The sequence below is a fragment of the Pseudomonas gorinensis genome (genome assembly GCF_042015035.1).
Lineage (GTDB): Bacteria > Pseudomonadota > Gammaproteobacteria > Pseudomonadales > Pseudomonadaceae > Aquipseudomonas > Aquipseudomonas gorinensis.
The window spans coordinates 2,348,531-2,365,318 of sequence record NZ_CP167125.1; the positions used below are offsets into that span (position 1 = coordinate 2,348,531).

Annotated in this window: 16 protein-coding genes and 1 pseudogene; 13 read left to right on the forward strand and 4 right to left on the reverse strand. The window is 61.8% G+C overall.

Annotated features, from left to right (window positions below; translation table 11 throughout):
• Position 1: 1 nt before the first annotated feature.
• On the reverse strand, positions 2-2,122 hold the full coding sequence (locus AB7933_RS10785) for a TonB-dependent receptor plug domain-containing protein (protein WP_051448875.1): 2,121 nt from the start codon (positions 2,120-2,122) through the stop codon (positions 2-4).
• A gap of 195 nt (positions 2,123-2,317) precedes the next feature.
• Between AB7933_RS10785 and AB7933_RS10790 the strand changes: the two genes are divergently transcribed.
• From AB7933_RS10790 to AB7933_RS10830, 9 genes are all read left to right on the forward strand, one after another.
• Positions 2,318-3,343 (forward strand): NAD(P)H-dependent glycerol-3-phosphate dehydrogenase, encoded by a 1,026-nt coding sequence (locus tag AB7933_RS10790; protein ID WP_024074320.1) that lies wholly within the window; start codon positions 2,318-2,320, stop codon positions 3,341-3,343.
• 10 nt (positions 3,344-3,353) lie between these two features.
• The gene (locus AB7933_RS10795) at positions 3,354-3,701 is read left to right on the forward strand and encodes a DUF4389 domain-containing protein (protein ID WP_024074321.1); all 348 of its coding nucleotides are present in this window, start codon (positions 3,354-3,356) and stop codon (positions 3,699-3,701) included.
• Positions 3,698-4,147: a phosphohistidine phosphatase SixA gene (gene sixA / locus AB7933_RS10800; protein ID WP_024074322.1), complete on the forward strand. Its 450-nt coding sequence runs from the start codon at positions 3,698-3,700 to the stop codon at positions 4,145-4,147. The genes AB7933_RS10795 and sixA overlap by 4 nt, the downstream gene beginning before the upstream one ends.
• A gap of 85 nt (positions 4,148-4,232) precedes the next feature.
• Entirely contained in the window at positions 4,233-5,888 is a 1,656-nt protein-coding gene (locus tag AB7933_RS10805; protein ID WP_024074323.1) for an AMP-binding protein, read from the forward strand.
• Positions 5,889-5,918: 30 nt separating this feature from the next.
• A complete protein-coding gene (locus tag AB7933_RS10810; RefSeq protein ID WP_024074324.1) occupies positions 5,919-6,362 on the forward strand; it encodes a hotdog fold thioesterase in 444 nt (147 codons plus the stop codon).
• Between the two features lie 97 nt (positions 6,363-6,459).
• Positions 6,460-7,263: an alpha/beta fold hydrolase gene (locus AB7933_RS10815; protein ID WP_024074325.1), complete on the forward strand. Its 804-nt coding sequence runs from the start codon at positions 6,460-6,462 to the stop codon at positions 7,261-7,263.
• On the forward strand, positions 7,260-8,114 hold the full coding sequence (locus tag AB7933_RS10820; protein ID WP_024074326.1) for an alpha/beta hydrolase: 855 nt from the start codon (positions 7,260-7,262) through the stop codon (positions 8,112-8,114). Before AB7933_RS10815 ends, AB7933_RS10820 begins: the two co-directional genes overlap by 4 nt.
• A gap of 114 nt (positions 8,115-8,228) precedes the next feature.
• Complete coding sequence (locus AB7933_RS10825; RefSeq protein WP_024074327.1) at positions 8,229-9,047, forward strand: DUF4892 domain-containing protein; 819 nt, start codon at positions 8,229-8,231, stop codon at positions 9,045-9,047.
• A 72-nt stretch (positions 9,048-9,119) separates the two neighbouring features.
• Positions 9,120-10,181, forward strand: coding sequence for an AI-2E family transporter (locus tag AB7933_RS10830; RefSeq protein WP_024074328.1), 1,062 nt, complete (start codon positions 9,120-9,122; stop codon positions 10,179-10,181).
• 31 nt (positions 10,182-10,212) lie between these two features.
• Here the strand turns inward: AB7933_RS10830 and AB7933_RS10835 are convergent, their stop codons facing one another.
• Positions 10,213-11,247, reverse strand: a complete 1,035-nt coding sequence (locus tag AB7933_RS10835) for a sensor histidine kinase (protein ID WP_024074329.1) — start codon at positions 11,245-11,247, stop codon at positions 10,213-10,215.
• Positions 11,247-12,011: a response regulator gene (locus AB7933_RS10840; protein ID WP_041161131.1), complete on the reverse strand. Its 765-nt coding sequence runs from the start codon at positions 12,009-12,011 to the stop codon at positions 11,247-11,249. The genes AB7933_RS10835 and AB7933_RS10840 overlap by 1 nt, the downstream gene beginning before the upstream one ends.
• Before the next feature lie 260 nt (positions 12,012-12,271).
• Between AB7933_RS10840 and pyrF the strand changes: the two genes are divergently transcribed.
• Entirely contained in the window at positions 12,272-12,970 is a 699-nt protein-coding gene (gene pyrF / locus AB7933_RS10845) for an orotidine-5'-phosphate decarboxylase (RefSeq protein ID WP_024074331.1), read from the forward strand.
• Positions 12,971-13,032: 62 nt separating this feature from the next.
• Here the strand turns inward: pyrF and AB7933_RS10850 are convergent, their stop codons facing one another.
• Positions 13,033-14,040, reverse strand: coding sequence for an NADP-dependent oxidoreductase (locus AB7933_RS10850; protein WP_024074332.1), 1,008 nt, complete (start codon positions 14,038-14,040; stop codon positions 13,033-13,035).
• Positions 14,041-14,267: 227 nt separating this feature from the next.
• On the opposite strand from AB7933_RS10850, the gene AB7933_RS10855 reads away from it, so the two are divergent.
• From AB7933_RS10855 to AB7933_RS10865, 3 genes and pseudogenes are all read left to right on the forward strand, one after another.
• The gene (locus tag AB7933_RS10855) at positions 14,268-15,029 is read left to right on the forward strand and encodes an SDR family oxidoreductase (protein WP_024074333.1); all 762 of its coding nucleotides are present in this window, start codon (positions 14,268-14,270) and stop codon (positions 15,027-15,029) included.
• Between the two features lie 203 nt (positions 15,030-15,232).
• Positions 15,233-15,535, forward strand: a pseudogene (locus AB7933_RS10860) (GntR family transcriptional regulator); the annotation flags it as partial.
• 83 nt (positions 15,536-15,618) lie between these two features.
• Positions 15,619-16,743, forward strand: coding sequence for an IS481 family transposase (locus AB7933_RS10865; RefSeq protein ID WP_024073683.1), 1,125 nt, complete (start codon positions 15,619-15,621; stop codon positions 16,741-16,743).
• Positions 16,744-16,788 lie beyond the last annotated feature (45 nt).

Sequence of the window (16,788 nt, forward strand, 5' to 3'; positions counted from 1 at the left end):
GTCAGAACTCTAACTCCGCGCTGAAGTAGAGTACGTGGCGATGGTCATAATTGTTATCGGCCCAGGTGGTGGGCTGGTTGTCGAGGCGTGTTTGCAACATGCCGGCCAGCTCCACGTTGGCTTTGCCCAGGGCAAGGCGCTTGGCCACCCGCAGGTCGACCCGTTCGAAGCGATATTGGTTGAGTGCGTCGTCGCCATAGTAGAACAGCGCGCTGGACCAGCCTTGCCCCCATTCGCGCAGCCAGCCCGCCGAGCCGCTGTTGCGCGCGGTCTGTGCCTTGTCCCGCGGGTTGCTGGTGGTGGCGTCGACGTAAGCGTAGGTGAGCCGCAGGCGGTCGGCGTTGCTCATGCGCCAGTCGAACTGTGATTCGGCGCCGGTAAACCGCGAACTGTTGGCGTTGCTGGCAATGTATTGGTTATTGCGCAACGGCGAGCTGATCATGTCGGTGATTTCGTCGTAGAACAGTTTCACGTCCATGTTCAGTCCGAGGTCGGCAAAAAAGCCGTTATAGCCCAGTTCCCGTGATTTCATCAGCTCTTTATCGAGGTTTCCGGGGCCGCGTGTCACTACAAAGTATTGCCCGGAATTCTGCCCGTAGGTCGGGGAGCTGAGGTTGGTGACGCGGTAGCTCCAGTTGACGTTGTTCTCGAACATGTCCGGGGAACGGATGGCTTCGGAGTACACCGCGCGCAGGCCGTGGCGCGGGTTGATCAGGTAGTTGACCGCCACCCGCGGCGTCAGCGAGTTGCCGCTCAGGTGGGTGTCTTCATACATGGCACCGCCTTGCAGCAACCAGTGTTCGCTGGCGCGCCATTCCAGTTGGCCGAACAGGCGCCAGGTGGTGTCGTCCAGGGTGCCATTGAAATAGGTGTCGGAGTCGGCGCGGTCGTAGCGATAGTTCATGCCGCTGACCAGGCGCAGGCTGTCGGAGAGGCTCAGGGTGTCCTGGACCTCCAGGTCGTAGCGGCTTTCGCGAGTGCTCTGGTCGATATTGCCGCATACGCTCTGGTTGGCGCCGTTGCGCCACTGGTCCAGCACTTCGTTGGCCAAGGCTTGCTCGGCGGCGCCACCGGGCGGGGCGGTGCCCTGGCTGTAGGTGTCCATGTGCCGGGCCAACTGTTCGGCGTAGTTGGGGTTCAGTTGCCACAGGCGGGTCAGCTCCGGGCTGAACGACACCTTGGCGTCACAGGCTTTCCAGACCTGCCGGCGGTCCCATTGTTGCGCTGAGCCCTGGATGTACAGGCTGTGCTCGGGGTTGAAATCGAAGTTCCAGCGCAGCGAGCCGGCATAGTCCTTGGCAGTGACGTCGGAGTTGTCACCGCCTTCGGTAATCCCGGCAAATACAGGTGTGTAGGTATAGGGACGCTGGTTGGTCCCTTCCTTGGCGTTCAGTTGCCAGTCGATACTCTGTTGCGCGTTCAACGTCTGGCTGACTGCCAGGCTGAAGCGGTTAAGACGCCGACCGTCACGGCGGTCGGCGCCCACGGCATCGCTGTCGAAGCCATCGTCCTGCTGCCCGGACATGGACAGGCGCAAGTCACCGGTTTCCCAGCCCACGCCCTGACTGGCATAGAAATCGTTGATCCCCCGTTCGCCACGAACCACTTTCACCCGCGTGCCATGGCTATTGGCCGGCGCGCGCGTGAGGATATTGACCACGGCCATCAACGCGTTGGCGCCGTAACTGACCGTATTGGGCCCACGGAACACTTCGATGCGCTCGATATCCTCCATGGCCACCGGGATATCGCTCCAGTCCACGGTTGCCAGGCCCGCGCGGTACACCGAGCGTCCGTCGATCAGCACTTGCATGCGTCGCGCATCGCTGGCGCTGGTGCCGTGGTAGTTCACTGCCGCCTGGTTACCGGTGGTGTAGCCCACCATCATCCCCGGCACCAGCCGCAGCAGCTCGGCGATGTCTCGCGCACCACTGGCCTTGATCAGCTCGCTGTCGATCACGGTCATGCTGCCGGGCACGGCGGCGGCCGATTGCTTGAGGCGCGTGGCGGTGAGGACCTGGGGCAGCGGCTGGCTGTCGAGGAACAGGTCGTCGGCACACACAGCGCCGCTGAACAGCAGCAACCACCACAGGGATGAACGGGGAGGAGGGCCCAAATACACGGCACGGCCTTGATAATTACGGATAGCCGCCCATGTTAACTGAGGCGGGGCCATTTGCCAGTCGCCACCCTTGCAATTACTTCACACAGGCATGGCATTTTCCGACAGGCGTGCGAATTGACACGGGGGCTGGCCGCAAGCGGGTCGGCCCGTATAATGCCGCCATCGCCACTGGTATGGATTAACGGATTGCATATGACTGAACAGCGCCCTATTGCGGTCCTGGGAGGCGGAAGTTTTGGTACCGCCGTGGCTAACCTGCTGGCTGAGAACGGTCACCCGGTGCGTCAGTGGATGCGTGATCCCGAGCAGGCCGAGGCCATTCGCGTGCATCGGGAAAACCCCCGTTACCTCAAAGGCATCAAGATTCATCCGGCGGTCGAGCCGGTGACCGACTTGCAGGCCACGCTGGAGGCGTGCGAGCTGTGCTTCGTCGCGCTGCCTTCCAGCGCCTTGCGTTCGGTGCTGGCGCCGCATGCCGAGCGCCTGGCGGGCAAGCTGCTGGTCAGCCTGACCAAGGGCATCGAAGCGCACACCTTCAAGCTGATGAGCGAAATTCTCGAGGAGATCGCTCCGCAGGCGCGCATTGGCGTGTTGTCCGGGCCGAACCTGGCGCGGGAAGTGGCGGAGCACGCGCTGACCGCCACGGTGATCGCCAGTGAAGACGAAGCGCTCTGCGAGCGTGTCCAGGCGGTACTGCATGGCCGGACCTTCCGGGTCTATGCCAGTGGCGACCGCTTCGGTGTCGAACTGGGCGGTGCGCTGAAAAACGTCTACGCCATCATCGCCGGCATGGCGGTGGCCCTGGGCATGGGGGAAAACACCAAGAGCATGCTGATCACTCGCGCCCTGGCGGAAATGACCCGTTTTGCAGTGAACCAGGGGGCCAATCCGATGACCTTCCTGGGCCTGGCGGGCGTGGGCGACTTGATCGTCACCTGTTCGTCGCCCAAGAGCCGTAACTACCAGGTTGGCTTTGCGCTCGGCCAGGGTTTGAGCCTGGAAGACGCCGTCACACGCCTGGGTGAAGTGGCCGAAGGGGTCAATACCCTCAAGGTGCTGAAGGCCAAGGCCCAGGAAGTCGGGGTGTATATGCCGCTGGTGGCCGGCTTGCATGCGATCCTGTTTGAGGGGCGCACCTTGAACCAGGTCATCGAGTTGCTGATGCGCGCCGAGCCGAAAACCGATGTCGACTTTATTTCCACCAGTGGTTTCAACTGAGGAACGCGTCATGAACGATCCGAAAGCAGCTCCCAAGTACGAATCCATTGCCTTGCGCATCCTGTGGATGCTGGTGTTTGCCCTGGTGTGGCAAGTGGCGCAGTTCCTGCTCGGCGCGCTGGTGGTGGTGCAGTTGGTTTACCGCCTGGTCTACGGCGCACCGAACCTGGGCCTGATGAACTTTGGCGATAGCCTCAGCCAGTTTCTCGCGCAGATCGGCCGCTTTGGTAGTTTCCACACCGAACAAAAGCCATGGCCGTTCGCCGATTGGCCAACCCCGCGCGCGCCGGAAGGTGAAGCCGCCCACAGCGTGCCGCCGGCACCGCACCCGGTGCGCGACGAGGAGCCGAAGCTATGAAGTTGTGGGTGTTGCGTCACGGTGAGGCCGAGGGCCATGCCCGTACCGATGCCGAGCGCGAACTCACCGAGCATGGCCGTGCCGAGGTGTTGCGCAGTGCGGCGCACCTGATCGGCCAGCCTGTGGACGCGATCATTGCCAGCCCGTACGTGCGGGCGCAGCAAACTGCACAGTTGGTGCGGCAGGCGTTGGGTTTTGAAGCGGACATCCGCACGGTGCCTTGGCTCACGCCGGAGGGCAATCCGCTGGAGGTTCTGAACAAGCTCGACAGCGATGACAATGTGCTGCTGGTCAGCCATCAGCCCCTGGTCGGCAGCTTGATCAGCTTTCTGCAGCATGGTCATCAGCGTCAGCCGCAGCCCATGCACACCGCCAGCCTGGCGGAGCTAGAGGGCGACTTCCCGTTGGCGGGGCTGATGAGCCTGGTCAGTGTGAAGAATCCGTAGGCTTTCTCGCGGCTTTGTGTGTGCTATATAGTCAACCAAGCAAGTGCTTGGTTGGCTATCGCCGGATCACAAAGGAGCGCGTCCCATGCCTGTCGCTTTTCGTTTGCCGTTGCAAGTCTTCTACGAACGTGAAGCGCGGCACCCGCGCCAACCTTTTCTTGTCCAGCCCATCGGGGGGGGCGCGGTACAGACCCTCACCTGGGGCGATGTCGGCCACCAGGCACGCTGCGCCGCGCATTGGCTGCGCGCCAGGGAGCTGCCCCAGGGCTCGCACATCGCTCTGATCTCGAAAAACTGCGCGCACTGGATCATCGCTGACCTCGCGATATGGATGGCCGGGCATGTCTCGGTGCCGCTCTATCCCAACCTCACCGCCGATTCCGTTACCCATGTGCTGCAGCATTCCGAGGCCGTGCTGGTATTCATCGGCAAGCTCGATGACTGGCCGACCATGGCCCCCGGCGTGCCTGCCGGCGTGCCCACCATCAGCCTGCCGCTTTGCCCGGCCGGCGACTTTGATTACCGCTGGGCCGACCTGCAAGGCTGTTCACCGATCCAGGATGACCCGCTACCGCCGGCCTCGGCCCTCGCCACCATCATTTATACCTCCGGCACCACCGGCCTGCCCAAAGGCGTGATGCACAGCTTCGGCGCCCTGGGCTTTGCCGCTACGCACGGCACTGAGTTGTTTGGCCTGGGGGAGGGCGACCGGCTGTTGTCCTACCTGCCGCTGTGCCATGTGGCGGAGCGGATGTTTGTGGAAATGGCTTCTATCTATACCGGGCAAACCGTTTATTTCGCTGAAAGCCTCGATACTTTTCTGACGGATCTGCGTCGGGCGCGGCCCACGGCGTTGTTTGGCGTACCGCGTATCTGGACCAAATTCCAGATGGGCGTCTATGCCAGGATCCCGGGAAAGCGCCTGGACAGGTTGTTGCGCCTGCCATTTATCGGTAAGCGCGTGGGCCATAAAGTCCTCGCCGGCCTGGGGCTCGACGCGCTGCGCATTGCACTCTCCGGCGCGGCGCCGGTGCCTGAGGCCCTGCTGCGCTGGTATCAGCGCCTGGGCCTGGATGTGCTGGAGGTGTATGGCATGACCGAGAACTGTGGCTACTCCCATGTGTGCCGCCCTGGCCAGCAGAAGATCGGCTGGATCGGCCTGCCGTGCCCCGGCGTTGAAGTGCGCATTGACCAGGCCGGTGAAGTGCAGGTGCGTAGTGGCGCGACCATGCTGGGCTACTTCAAGGACGCGCAAAGAACGGCTGAAGTGCTGACCGAAGATGGCTTCCTGCGCACTGGCGACAAGGGGGAGCAGGATGCCGACGGCCGCCTGCGCCTGACCGGACGGCTCAAGGAAATCTTCAAGACCAGCAAAGGCAAATACGTGGCCCCGGCACCGATTGAAAACCGCCTGGCCGAACATGCGCGCATCGAACAGGTATGTGTGGTCGGTGACGGCCTTACCGCGCCCATGGGCCTGTGCGTGCTGTCAACGGTGGGCCAGCCCGAGGCGCGCCATGCCTTGCAGGACAGCCTCGAGCGTTGGCTGGAGCAGGTCAACGCGGCCTTGGACAAACATGAGCGTTTGCGGCAACTGGTGGTGGTAAAAGACACCTGGGCGGTAGAAAACGGCTTTCTGACGCCGACCCTGAAGATCAAGCGCAACGTGATTGAATCGACTTACGGTCCACAGTTTCAGGTGTGGAGCGAGCGCACCGAAGTGATTCTGTGGCAGGATTAGGGCCATCATAAAACCAACAAGGACAACGGTATGAGCCTGTGGCGCACCCAACCCAATATCGAGCAACTCAACGCGAGCCAGAAAAACACCATTGGTGAGTTGCTGGATATTCGTTTCGAAAGTTTCGACGACGAGTCCCTGACCGCCAGCATGGTGGTTGACCATCGCACCCACCAGCCTTACGGCCTGCTGCACGGCGGGGCGTCGGTGGTGCTGGCCGAAAGTGTCGGCTCCATGGCCGCCTACCTGTGCATCGATGCCAGCAAGTTCTATTGCGTGGGCCTGGAGGTCAACGCCAACCACCTGCGCGGGGTGCGCAGCGGGCGGGTGACGGCGGTGGCCAAGGCGATTCATATCGGCCGCACCACGCAGGTGTGGGACATCCGCCTGACCAACGATGAAGGCAAGACCAGTTGTGTCTCGCGCCTGACCATGGCCGTGGTGCCCCTGGGCGAGACCCCGCCGGCGCGATAGGCGTGGCGTGAGTGTCATCATTCCTGGCGGTTACGGTCATTGCTGTCCGAGCCAGGCGTGGGACAATCAGTGTCTGTTTTTTGTCGATGGAACCGGTATGTCGCAGCCTGTGTTTTTTGCCCACGCCAATGGCTTTCCTTCCGCTACCTACGGCAAGCTGTTTGCCGCCCTGGCGCCGGAATATGCCGTGGCCCATCTGCCGCAGCACGGCCACGACCCCAGGTTCCCAGTGGACGATAACTGGCAGAACCTGGTGGACGAACTGATCCACCATCTGGAGCAACAGCCAGAACCGGTGTGGGGGGTAGGCCATTCCCTGGGCGGTGTACTGCATTTGCATGCGGCCATGCGCTGCCCGCAGCTGTATCGCGGCGTGGTGATGCTCGATTCGCCAGTGCTGACCCGCGCGGACCGTTGGGTGATCCGTGCCGCCAAGCGCTTTGGCTTTATCGATCGCCTCACGCCGGCCGGGCGCACCCTGGGGCGTCGCGAAGAGTTCACAGACCTGGAGGCCGCGCGCAGTTATTTCGCGGGCAAGACCCTGTTTCGCGGCTTCGACCCGGAATGCTTCGACGCCTATCTGCAACACGGCCTGCACCAGGTGGGTGATCGCCTGCGCCTGCGCTTTGACCCCGCTACCGAAATCAGCATCTACCGAGGCGTGCCCCACACCAGCCCAGGTCAGGTGCGCCAGTTGAAAGTGCCCTTGGCAGTGGTGCGCGGTCGCCAGAGCCGGGTGGTGATGCGTCACCATGCCAGCGGCGTCGACCGCTTGCCCATGGGCGAAATGCTCACCATGCCGGGCGGCCACATGTTTCCCCTTGAACGCCCCCAGGACACTGCAACCTTGATCAAGAACCTGTTCACTCGTTGGCAGACCCGCGAGCGCAGTTGCGCATGAGTACGCCGGTCGAAGAGGTTCGCCTGAGCTTGCCGCATATCGAATTGGCGGCGCACCTGTTCGGCCCCGAGGATGGCGTGCCGGTGATCGCCCTGCATGGCTGGCTGGATAATGCCAACAGCTTTGCGCGGTTGGCGCCGAAGCTGCAGGGCTTGCGCATCGTCGCACTGGACATGGCCGGGCACGGGCATTCGGCGCATCGCCCTGTCGGAGCCGGTTATGCCTTGTGGGATTATGTCTTTGATGTGCTGCAAGTCGCCGAGCAACTGGGCTGGAAACGTTTTGCATTACTTGGCCACTCCCTAGGCGCCATCGTCTCGTTGGCACTGGCCGGCGCCTTGCCGGAGCGCGTGACGCACCTGGGGTTGATCGACGGCGTGATCCCGCCGACCGCCAGTGGCGAGAATGCCGCTGAGCGCCTGGGCATGGCGTTGCAGGCGCAACTGAACCTGCGGGACAAGCGCAAACCGGTCTACAGCACCCTGGAGCGTGCGGTCGAGGCGCGCATGAAAGGGGTGGTGGCTGTCAGCCGCGAAGCCGCGGAACTGCTGGCCCAGCGCGGTTTGATGCCGGTGCCGGGCGGTTACACGTGGCGTACCGACAGCCGCCTGACCCTGGCGTCGCCGATGCGTCTGACTGATGAGCAGGCGATGGCGTTCGTGCGCAGAGTGAGTTGCCCTACGCAATTGGTGGTCGCGGCTGACGGCATGCTGGCGAAACATTCCGAATTGCTTTCTCAACTACCCTTTACGGTCACAACGCTGCCGGGAGGCCATCATTTACACCTGAATGATGAGCCGGGCGCGGTCCTTGTTGCAGACTGTTTCAATCGGTTCTTCCACGCGCCTTGACTTGGCGCGGGCAACTGCCGAGGCTGGGCGGATTGAAAGGGAGTCAACCATGTACGATCTCAACACCGATCTTGAAACTGCTGTGACCTCCGATGGCCAGGGCTTGCCGATCCGATGAGCCTGCGTAAAGGATGTATCCGTGCCCTCGGCCTGTGCTGTTTCAGCCCCTTGGTGTTCGCCGCCGATGTGCCGGGAAGCCAGGATTTACCTGCCGTGTCCCGCCAGGTTGATGCGCAAATCGTCGATTACCGCCCCGCTGAAGAAAAGGAACGCATCTACCCCATGGGCGCGATCCGCAAGATCAGCGGCCAACTGCGCTACGAAGGCCAGGCCACTGCCCGCGGGCGAACCACGGCGATCACCTATGAACTGCCCGCCGAACACACCTCCAGCGCCGCTTTCACTGCCACGCGCGAAGCCTTGCAGGCCAAGGGCGCGCAACTGCTGTTCTGGTGTCAGGCCCGCGATTGCGGCGAAAGCAGCCTGTGGGCCAATGAAGTGTTCGGCAATGCCAAGCTGGTCGGCGCCGACGGCCAGCAGGAGTACCTGCTCTTGCGCCTGGCCGCCCCGCAGGAAAACTCCCTCGTGGCGCTGTACGGCATCACCCGGGGCAATCGCCGGGCTTATCTGCATGTCGAGCAAATAGACGCCGGCGCACCGCTCGGCGAGCTGCTGCCAACCTCCGCCACGCTGTTGCGAGAGCTGAAAAGCACCGGCGAACTGGACTTCCCGACCTTGGGCACAGACCCTGACGCCACCTGGTTGACCTTGATATCCCGCGGGTTGAACCTCGACACTACCTTGCGTGTCAGTTTGACCGGCCCTACTGCCGAAGCGTGGCGCCAGGCCCTGGTTGACAGCGGTGTGCGGGCTACGCGGCTGGAGACCGGCACGGATCAAGCCAAGGGTCTGCACCTGCATCTGATACGCTGACCGTAACAGGGCGAACGGACCCGTGCCGTTCGCCTAAGCTCTCCTCCTACAGCCTTTTGCTAGAGATACCCCATGCTCAATAACGATCGCCTGCTGGTGCAAATCCTGCTGCTGGTGCTGTTCGGTGCCAGCTTCTGGGTGATGGCGCCGTTCTGGTCGGCGCTGTTCTGGGGCGCGGTGCTGGCGTTTGCCAGTTGGCCGCTGATGCGTCTGCTCACCCGTTGGCTCGGCGGTCGTGAATCCCTGGCCGCCGGCATCCTGACCCTGGGCTGGATGCTGCTGGTGGCGGTGCCATTGGTGTGGCTCGGGTTCAACCTGGCGGACCATGTACGTGATGCGGTGGCGCTGATCAAGGATATTCAGGTCGACGGTTTGCCCGCGGCGCCAACCTGGCTGGGTTCGATCCCGTTTGTCGGCGAGCGGTTGGTGGCGATGTGGGACAGCATTGACCAGCAGGGCGCGGCGCTGATGGTCAGCCTCAAGCCGTACCTGGGGCAGGTCGGGAATTGGCTGCTGGCGCGCAGTGCGCAGATCGGCGGCGGCATTCTGGAGCTGACCCTGAGCCTGGTGTTCGTGTTCTTTTTCTATCGTGATGGGCCGCGCCTGGCGATGTTCGTGCACCGCTTGCTGGAGCGCCTGATTGGTGACCGTGCCGGTTATTACATCGAGTTGGTGGCTGGCACCGTGCAGCGCGTGGTCAACGGCGTAATCGGTACCGCCGCCGCCCAGGCGTTGCTGGCGCTGATCGGCTTCCTGATCGCCGGTGTGCCGGGCGCACTGGTATTGGGTATTGTCACCTTCCTGCTCAGCCTGATCCCCATGGGGCCACCGCTGGTGTGGATTCCGGCCACGGCCTGGCTGGCGTGGAAGGGCGATTACACGTATGCGGTGTTCCTCGGCGTGTGGGGCACGTTCATCATCAGCGGCGTGGACAACGTGCTCAAACCGTACCTGATTAGCCGTGGAGGCAACCTGCCGCTGGTTATCGTGCTGCTTGGGGTGTTCGGCGGGTTGATCGCCTTTGGCTTTATCGGCCTGTTTATCGGCCCGACCCTGTTGGCGGTGGCGTACAGCCTCTTGATGGATTGGAGCGCGACCCAGGCCCAGGGGCGGCGTGATGACAAAACGCTGTAGAGGCTTGCAGTCGCTACGGCTTCAACTCCCCCTAGCGGCGGGGGAGCCACATGACGGCGGTGAGGCCGCCGCCCGGAGTGTCTTCCAGGTTCAGGCGGCCGCCGAGGCGCTCCACCGCGTCCTTGGCGATTGTCATCCCCAGGCCGACGCCGCCGGAGTTGCGGTTGCGTGAGCCTTCCAGCCGATAGAACGGTTCGAACACCGCTTCGCGTTTATCCGCCGCAATCCCCGGCCCGTGGTCGATCACACGGATAATCAGGGCCTCGCGGCTATCCTGCAGTTCCACACGCGCCGTGCCAGCGTAGCGCAGGGCGTTGTCGATCAGGTTGTTCAGGCAGGAGCGCAGCGCCATGGGCTGCACCTGCAAAGGCGCGCAGGTGCCGGCAAACTGCACATCGGAACCTTGGTCCTGGGCGTTCTCGCTGAGGGACTCCACCAGTGCCTGGACGTCGAGCCAATGTCGGGTTTCGCTGGTGCGCTGTTCATGCAGGTAGCTCAGGGTAGCGTCGAGCATGCCGATCATGTCGTCCAGGTCCTGGCGCATCTGGCCTTGCAGCTTGGTGTCTTCGATCTGCTCCAGGCGCAGCTTGAGGCGTGACAGCGGGGTGCGCAAGTCATGGGAGACCGCGCCGAGCATGCGTGCACGCTGGCTGACCTGCTCGCGAATGCGCTTTTGCATCAGGTTGAAGGTCGATGCCGCCTGTCGGGCTTCCCTGGGGCCGGATTCGTCGAGGGGCGGGCTGTCGAGGTCGAGGCTCAAGCGTTCGGCCGCCGCACTCAGGCGCTGGATCGGTCGGCTCAACAGTTTGGCGCCGTACCAGGCCGCGATGATCAACGAGATGAACTGAAACGTCAGCGGTACCACCGGGCCACCAAACCACGGGCGACGATGCTTGTGCAGGGGCTTCATCGTGCCATCGGGCTGCTGCACGAAGGTTTCTGCAGGCGGTGGCGGCGGCGGGCCGTAGTGGTGAAACCAAAAGAACGCCAGGCCATGGGCCAGCACAATCGCAATCAGCAACACGCCGAACAGCCTGCCGAACAGCGTGTTGAAGGTGTTGCGCATCAGCCGATATCCCGCGCGTCGAACAGGTAGCCTTCACCACGCACGGTCTTGATCAATTGCGGTGCCTTCGGGTCATCGCCCAGCTTCTGGCGCAGGCGTGAAACCAGCAAGTCGATGCTGCGATCAAACGCCTCGATAGAGCGCCCACGGGCGGCATCCAGCAATTGTTCGCGGCTGAGCACCCGACGCGGCCGCTCGATAAATACCCACAGCAGGCGGAATTCGGCGTTGGACAGCGGTACCACCAGGCCATCGTCGGCCACCAGTTGGCGCAGCACACTGTTCAGGCGCCAACTGTCGAAGCGGATGTTGGCGCGCTGCTCAGTGCGGTCATCGCGTACCCGGCGCAGGATGGTCTGGATACGCGCGACCAGCTCACGGGGTTCGAAGGGCTTGGACATATAGTCGTCGGCGCCCAGCTCCAGGCCGATGATGCGGTCAGTGGGTTCGCAGCGGGCGGTAAGCATCAGGATCGGGATATCCGATTCGGCGCGCAGCCAGCGGCACAGCGACAGGCCGTCTTCGCCCGGCAGCATCAGGTCGAGCACCACCACGTCGAACGTTTCCGCTTGCATGGCCACGCGCATCGCGGCGCCGTCGGTCACGCCGCTGGCGAGAATATTGAAACGCGCCAGGTAGTCGATCAGCAGTTCTCGGATCGGCACATCGTCGTCTACGATCAGCGCTCGGGTATTCCAGCGCTTTTCATCGGCGATCACCGCGCTTTTTTGCTCGTCATTCACAGAAGCCGAAGGGGTATGCATAGTGCGATCATCTGCCTGGTTGTAGCGGTCAGCATAGGCGCCCAGCCCCATGGCTGGAAGTGCTGCACGGTGGGTCGTGCGGGCGAGCCTAGCCTTGGGGCGTGTTGAGGGCATGTCGTGAATGTATCGGCTTTGAAATAATTCGCCGAAAAGGCCTGTCCGACGGCGCCTGGTCAGTATTTACCGATCATCGGATCCCGCAACGGCGCCGCTTGCGCTACAATCCGCGCCGATTTCGACTTGCCTGAGAGCCTATTCCAATGTCCGTCTGCCAGACTCCTATCATCGTCGCCCTGGATTACCCCACCCGTGACGCCGCACTGAAGCTGGCTGATCAGTTGGACCCGAAGCTTTGCCGGGTCAAAGTCGGCAAGGAACTCTTCACCAGTTGCGCCGCGGAAATTGTCGGCACCCTGCGTGACAAAGGCTTCGAAGTGTTCCTTGACCTGAAATTCCACGACATCCCCAACACCACTGCGATGGCGGTCAAGGCTGCGGCTGAAATGGGCGTGTGGATGGTCAACGTGCACTGCTCCGGCGGCCTGCGCATGATGACAGCCTGCCGCGAAGTGCTGGAACAGCGCAGCGGCCCCAAACCCTTGCTGATCGGTGTCACCGTGCTGACCAGCATGGAGCGTGAAGACCTGGCCGGCATCGGCCTGGACATCGAGCCTCAGGAACAAGTGCTGCGCCTGGCCGCCCTGGCCGACAAAGCCGGCCTGGATGGCCTGGTTTGCTCGGCGCTGGAAGCCCGGGCCCTGAAGACCGCTCACCCGTCGCTGCAACTGGTGACCCCGGGCATTCGCCCGGCGGGCAGTGCCCAGGATGACCAGCGTCGTATCCTGACGCCGCGTCAGGCACTGGATGCAGGCTCTGATTACCTGGTGATCGGCCGTCCGATCAGCCAGGCAGCCGATCCGGCCAAAGCGTTGGCGGCGGTAGTGGCCGAGATCGCCTGATCAGTCACCGATCAAAAATATGGGAGGGGGCAAGCCCTTCCCATATTTACAGCGGTTGTCGATCAGTCGACCTTGAGCACCAACTTGCCAAAGTTTTCCCCGTTGAACAGCTTCATCAGCGTCTCCGGGAATGTCTCCAGCCCCTCCACGATATCTTCCTTGCTCTTGAGCTTGCCCTGGGCCATCCAGCTGGCCATTTCCTGCCCGGCCGCCGCAAAGTTCGCCGCATGGTCCATCACCACGAAGCCTTCCATACGCGCGCGATTGACCAGCAATGACAGATAATTGGCCGGACCTTTCACGGCCTCCTTATTGTTGTACTGGCTGATGGCGCCGCAAATCACCACACGGGCTTTGAGTGCCAGGCGGCTGAGCACGGCGTCGAGAATATCGCCGCCGACGTTATCGAAATACACATCCACGCCTTTGGGGCACTCGCGCTTGAGAGCGGCGGGCACGTCTTCGTTTTTGTAGTCGATGGCGGCGTCGAAGCCCAGCTCATCCACCAGGAACTTGCACTTGTCGGCACCGCCGGCAATGCCTACCACGCGACAGCCTTTGATCTTGGCGATCTGCCCGGCAATGCTGCCGACCGCGCCGGCCGCGCCGGAGATCACCACCGTTTCGCCAGCCTTGGGCGCGCCGGTGTCCAGCAGGGCAAAGTAGGCGGTCATGCCGGTCATGCCCAGTGCCGAGAGGTAGCGGGGCAGGGGCGCGAGTTGCGGGTCGACCTTATAGAAACCACGCGGCTCGCCCAGAAAGTAATCCTGCACGCCCAGGGCACCGTTTACGTAGTCCCCCACTGCAAAGTTCGGGTTGTTCGAGGCAATCACCTTGCCCACGCCCAGCGCACGCATGACTTCGCCGATACCGACGGGGGGAATGTAGGATTTGCCCTCATTCATCCAGCCGCGCATGGCCGGGTCGAGGGACAGGTATTCGTTGTGCACCAGCACCTGCCCTTCCTGGGGCGTGCCCACGGGCACTTCCTGGTAGGTGAAGGTTTCCCGCGTGGCTGCGCCGACCGGGCGTTTGGCAAGCAGGAACTGGCGGTTGGTCTGGGCGGTCATGGCAAGGACTCTTTAGAAATGAACCTGAGTGATAGACCCAAGATGGCCTGGAAGCAAGGTTGTCCGAGGCGGGCGAATGCCCGCCGATAGGCCGTGATGATAGTGCACCACGACGCCTTATCACTGCGACGCATACAGCCTCAACCGGCCTTCTGATAGTGCTGACGCGCCTGTCTGGCTGTTGGCTAGACTCGTCCCACGGTAACTTTTCCTAAAGGACATCCTCCATGAGCATGACGTTTTCCGGCCAGGTCGCCCTGGTCACTGGCGCCGCCGCCGGTATCGGCCGCGCGACCGCCCTGGCATTCGCAGGTGAAGGCTTGAAGGTCGTGGTAGCCGACTTGGATGTGGCAGGGGGCGAGGGCACCGTCGAGCTGATCCGGCAGGCCGGTGGTGAAGCGCTGTTTGTGCGTTGCAACGTCACGCTTGAAGCGGATGTGCAGCAACTGATGGCGCAGACCGTCGCCGTGTATGGCCGCCTGGACTATGCCTTCAACAATGCGGGCATCGAGATCGAGAAGGGCAAGCTGGCCGACGGCAGCCTGGATGAGTTCGACGCCATCATGGGCGTCAACGTGAAAGGGGTTTGGCTGTGCATGAAGTACCAACTGCCGTTGCTGCTGGCCCAGGGCGGCGGTGCGATCGTCAATACCGCATCGGTGGCGGGGTTGGGCGCGGCGCCGAAGATGAGCATCTACGCTGCCTCCAAGCATGCGGTGATCGGCCTGACGAAGTCGGCGGCCATCGAATATGCGAAAAAGAAAATTCGTGTCAACGCGGTATGCCCGGCGGTGATTGATACCGATATGTTCCGCCGTGCCTATGAAGCCGACCCGCGCAAAGCCGAATTTGCAGCGGCCATGCATCCGGTAGGGCGCATCGGCAAGGTCGAGGAAATCGCCAGCGCCGTGTTGTACCTGTGCAGTGATGGGGCCGCCTTCACAACTGGCCATGCGCTCGCGGTGGACGGTGGCGCGACGGCAATCTAGGACTCCGTGCAGCGCGCCATTCGAAAAGGCATGAGGCGCTGTGGGGCGTTTCCAGAGCTGGCAAAGCGCCGCGGGTGAATGTGTATCACCAGGTAAATAAGCTAATAAAATCAATACTTTAATAAAGGTTGTCGGCCAGTTTGGCTGGGCTTCTGTGCTTAACTGTTTGAGGTTGAATAACAGACAGTTGAAGTGAGTGGCTCATGGATTTAGGGATCGATCGACAAGCCCTTGTACCGGTGGTGCAGCAAATCGTCAGTGCGGTGGCGGAATGGATTCGCAAGAGCGGGGTCAGCCCCGGTACCCGCTTGCCGTCCATCCGCCAGTTGGCTCTCGACAACTTGCTCAGCCAGTCCAGTGTCATCGAGGCATTCGAACGCATGGTGGCCCAAGGGGTGCTGGCCTCGAAACAGGGGGCGGGGTTCGTGGTCGCGCGTCCTCCTACCGTCCAGGAATACCACTGGTATGAAGGCGCGGAACGGGAATGGGGGGACTTTACCGATAGCTGTATGGACCGGACACATGGTTGACGGGTGTGCGGGGACATGGTGGACACTTTTCGGCGAGCCAATTTCGCCGGAAAGCCATCATGCCCTGGGACACGAGAGATGCCATGAGCCTGAAAGAAGAGTTTGTTGCCTTAGCAGGGCAACCCGGCAGCAACAAACGAGAACTATGCCGACGGTTCGGTATCAGTCCGCAGACGGCTTACAAGTGGCTTAACCGCTACGCGACGCTCGGCCATTCAGGGCTGCAAGATAAATCCCGAAAACCGGCTACCAGCCCCAAGCTGACCACGCCGGCCCTGGAAGCGCAGGTCATAGCGCTCAGACAAGACCATCCAGCATGGGGTGGGCGCACGATCAGCAGCCTCTTGAAAAAGCAGATTGCTCCCAGCACCGTTACCAATGTCCTGCACCGGCACGGGCTGATTCAGCCGACTACGAAGGAGCAAGAGGCAAAGCTGAGGTTTGAACACGAGGCGCCCAACAATCTTTGGCAGATGGATTTCAAAGGGCATTTCCCGACGCAAGAAGGCAGATGCCATCCCCTGACTTTACTGGACGACCATTCACGTTTCAGTTTGGCTATTCAAGCTTGTGATAACGAGCGTGGAGCCACGGTGAAAGAAAGGTTGACCGAGGTATTCCAGCGCTTCGGATTACCGGCTCGCATCAACGTTGATAACGGACCGCCTTGGGGCTCTCCACGTAACCCTGGTGAAATCACAGAGCTGAGTATCTGGTTGATTCGTCTGGGTATTCGGATCAGTTTCAGCCGCCCTTACCACCCACAAACCAATGGAAAGATTGAGCGTTTCCATCGCTCACTCAAGGCCGAAGTACTTGAAGGGCGTCAGTTTTCCACGCTCAAGGAAGCTCAAGCAGCATTTGATCGGTGGCGTGATGTTTATAACCTGCAACGGCCCCATCAGGCGCTGGACTACAAGGTGCCTATGGACCGGTATAGAGCCAGCCCATGGGCTTATCCGCAACAGTTACCAACCTTTGAGTACGGACCGGACGACGTATTAGCCAAGGCTTATCACAGCCGTTTTCGTTTTCAGAAACGCTACTTCAGCATCGCCAAAGGTTTGGCTGGGCATCACATCGCAATACGGCCCAACACTGAAGGTGATGGACTGTTTGACGTGTTTTTCTGCCATCACTTCCTACGAACGATCGACGTGAGCAAACCTGACTATGGTCCATAATGTGTCAACCATGTCCCCGCACATGTGTCCACCATGTGTCCGGTC

What these genes read in the sequence shown, in the direction of transcription:
- AB7933_RS10790 (WP_024074320.1), top strand. Translation starts at nt 2,318, where the DNA reads ATGACTGAACAGCGCCCTATTGCGGTCCTGGGAGGCGGAAGTTTTGGT.
- AB7933_RS10795 (WP_024074321.1), top strand. Translation starts at nt 3,354, where the DNA reads ATGAACGATCCGAAAGCAGCTCCCAAGTACGAATCCATTGCCTTGCGC.
- sixA (WP_024074322.1), top strand. Translation starts at nt 3,698, where the DNA reads ATGAAGTTGTGGGTGTTGCGTCACGGTGAGGCCGAGGGCCATGCCCGT.
- AB7933_RS10805 (WP_024074323.1), top strand. Translation starts at nt 4,233, where the DNA reads ATGCCTGTCGCTTTTCGTTTGCCGTTGCAAGTCTTCTACGAACGTGAA.
- AB7933_RS10810 (WP_024074324.1), top strand. Translation starts at nt 5,919, where the DNA reads ATGAGCCTGTGGCGCACCCAACCCAATATCGAGCAACTCAACGCGAGC.
- AB7933_RS10815 (WP_024074325.1), top strand. Translation starts at nt 6,460, where the DNA reads ATGTCGCAGCCTGTGTTTTTTGCCCACGCCAATGGCTTTCCTTCCGCT.
- AB7933_RS10820 (WP_024074326.1), top strand. Translation starts at nt 7,260, where the DNA reads ATGAGTACGCCGGTCGAAGAGGTTCGCCTGAGCTTGCCGCATATCGAA.
- AB7933_RS10825 (WP_024074327.1), top strand. Translation starts at nt 8,229, where the DNA reads ATGAGCCTGCGTAAAGGATGTATCCGTGCCCTCGGCCTGTGCTGTTTC.
- AB7933_RS10830 (WP_024074328.1), top strand. Translation starts at nt 9,120, where the DNA reads ATGCTCAATAACGATCGCCTGCTGGTGCAAATCCTGCTGCTGGTGCTG.
- AB7933_RS10835 (WP_024074329.1), bottom strand. Translation starts at nt 11,247, where the DNA reads ATGCGCAACACCTTCAACACGCTGTTCGGCAGGCTGTTCGGCGTGTTG.
- AB7933_RS10840 (WP_041161131.1), bottom strand. Translation starts at nt 12,011, where the DNA reads ATGCATACCCCTTCGGCTTCTGTGAATGACGAGCAAAAAAGCGCGGTG.
- pyrF (WP_024074331.1), top strand. Translation starts at nt 12,272, where the DNA reads ATGTCCGTCTGCCAGACTCCTATCATCGTCGCCCTGGATTACCCCACC.
- AB7933_RS10850 (WP_024074332.1), bottom strand. Translation starts at nt 14,040, where the DNA reads ATGACCGCCCAGACCAACCGCCAGTTCCTGCTTGCCAAACGCCCGGTC.
- AB7933_RS10855 (WP_024074333.1), top strand. Translation starts at nt 14,268, where the DNA reads ATGAGCATGACGTTTTCCGGCCAGGTCGCCCTGGTCACTGGCGCCGCC.
- AB7933_RS10865 (WP_024073683.1), top strand. Translation starts at nt 15,619, where the DNA reads ATGCCCTGGGACACGAGAGATGCCATGAGCCTGAAAGAAGAGTTTGTT.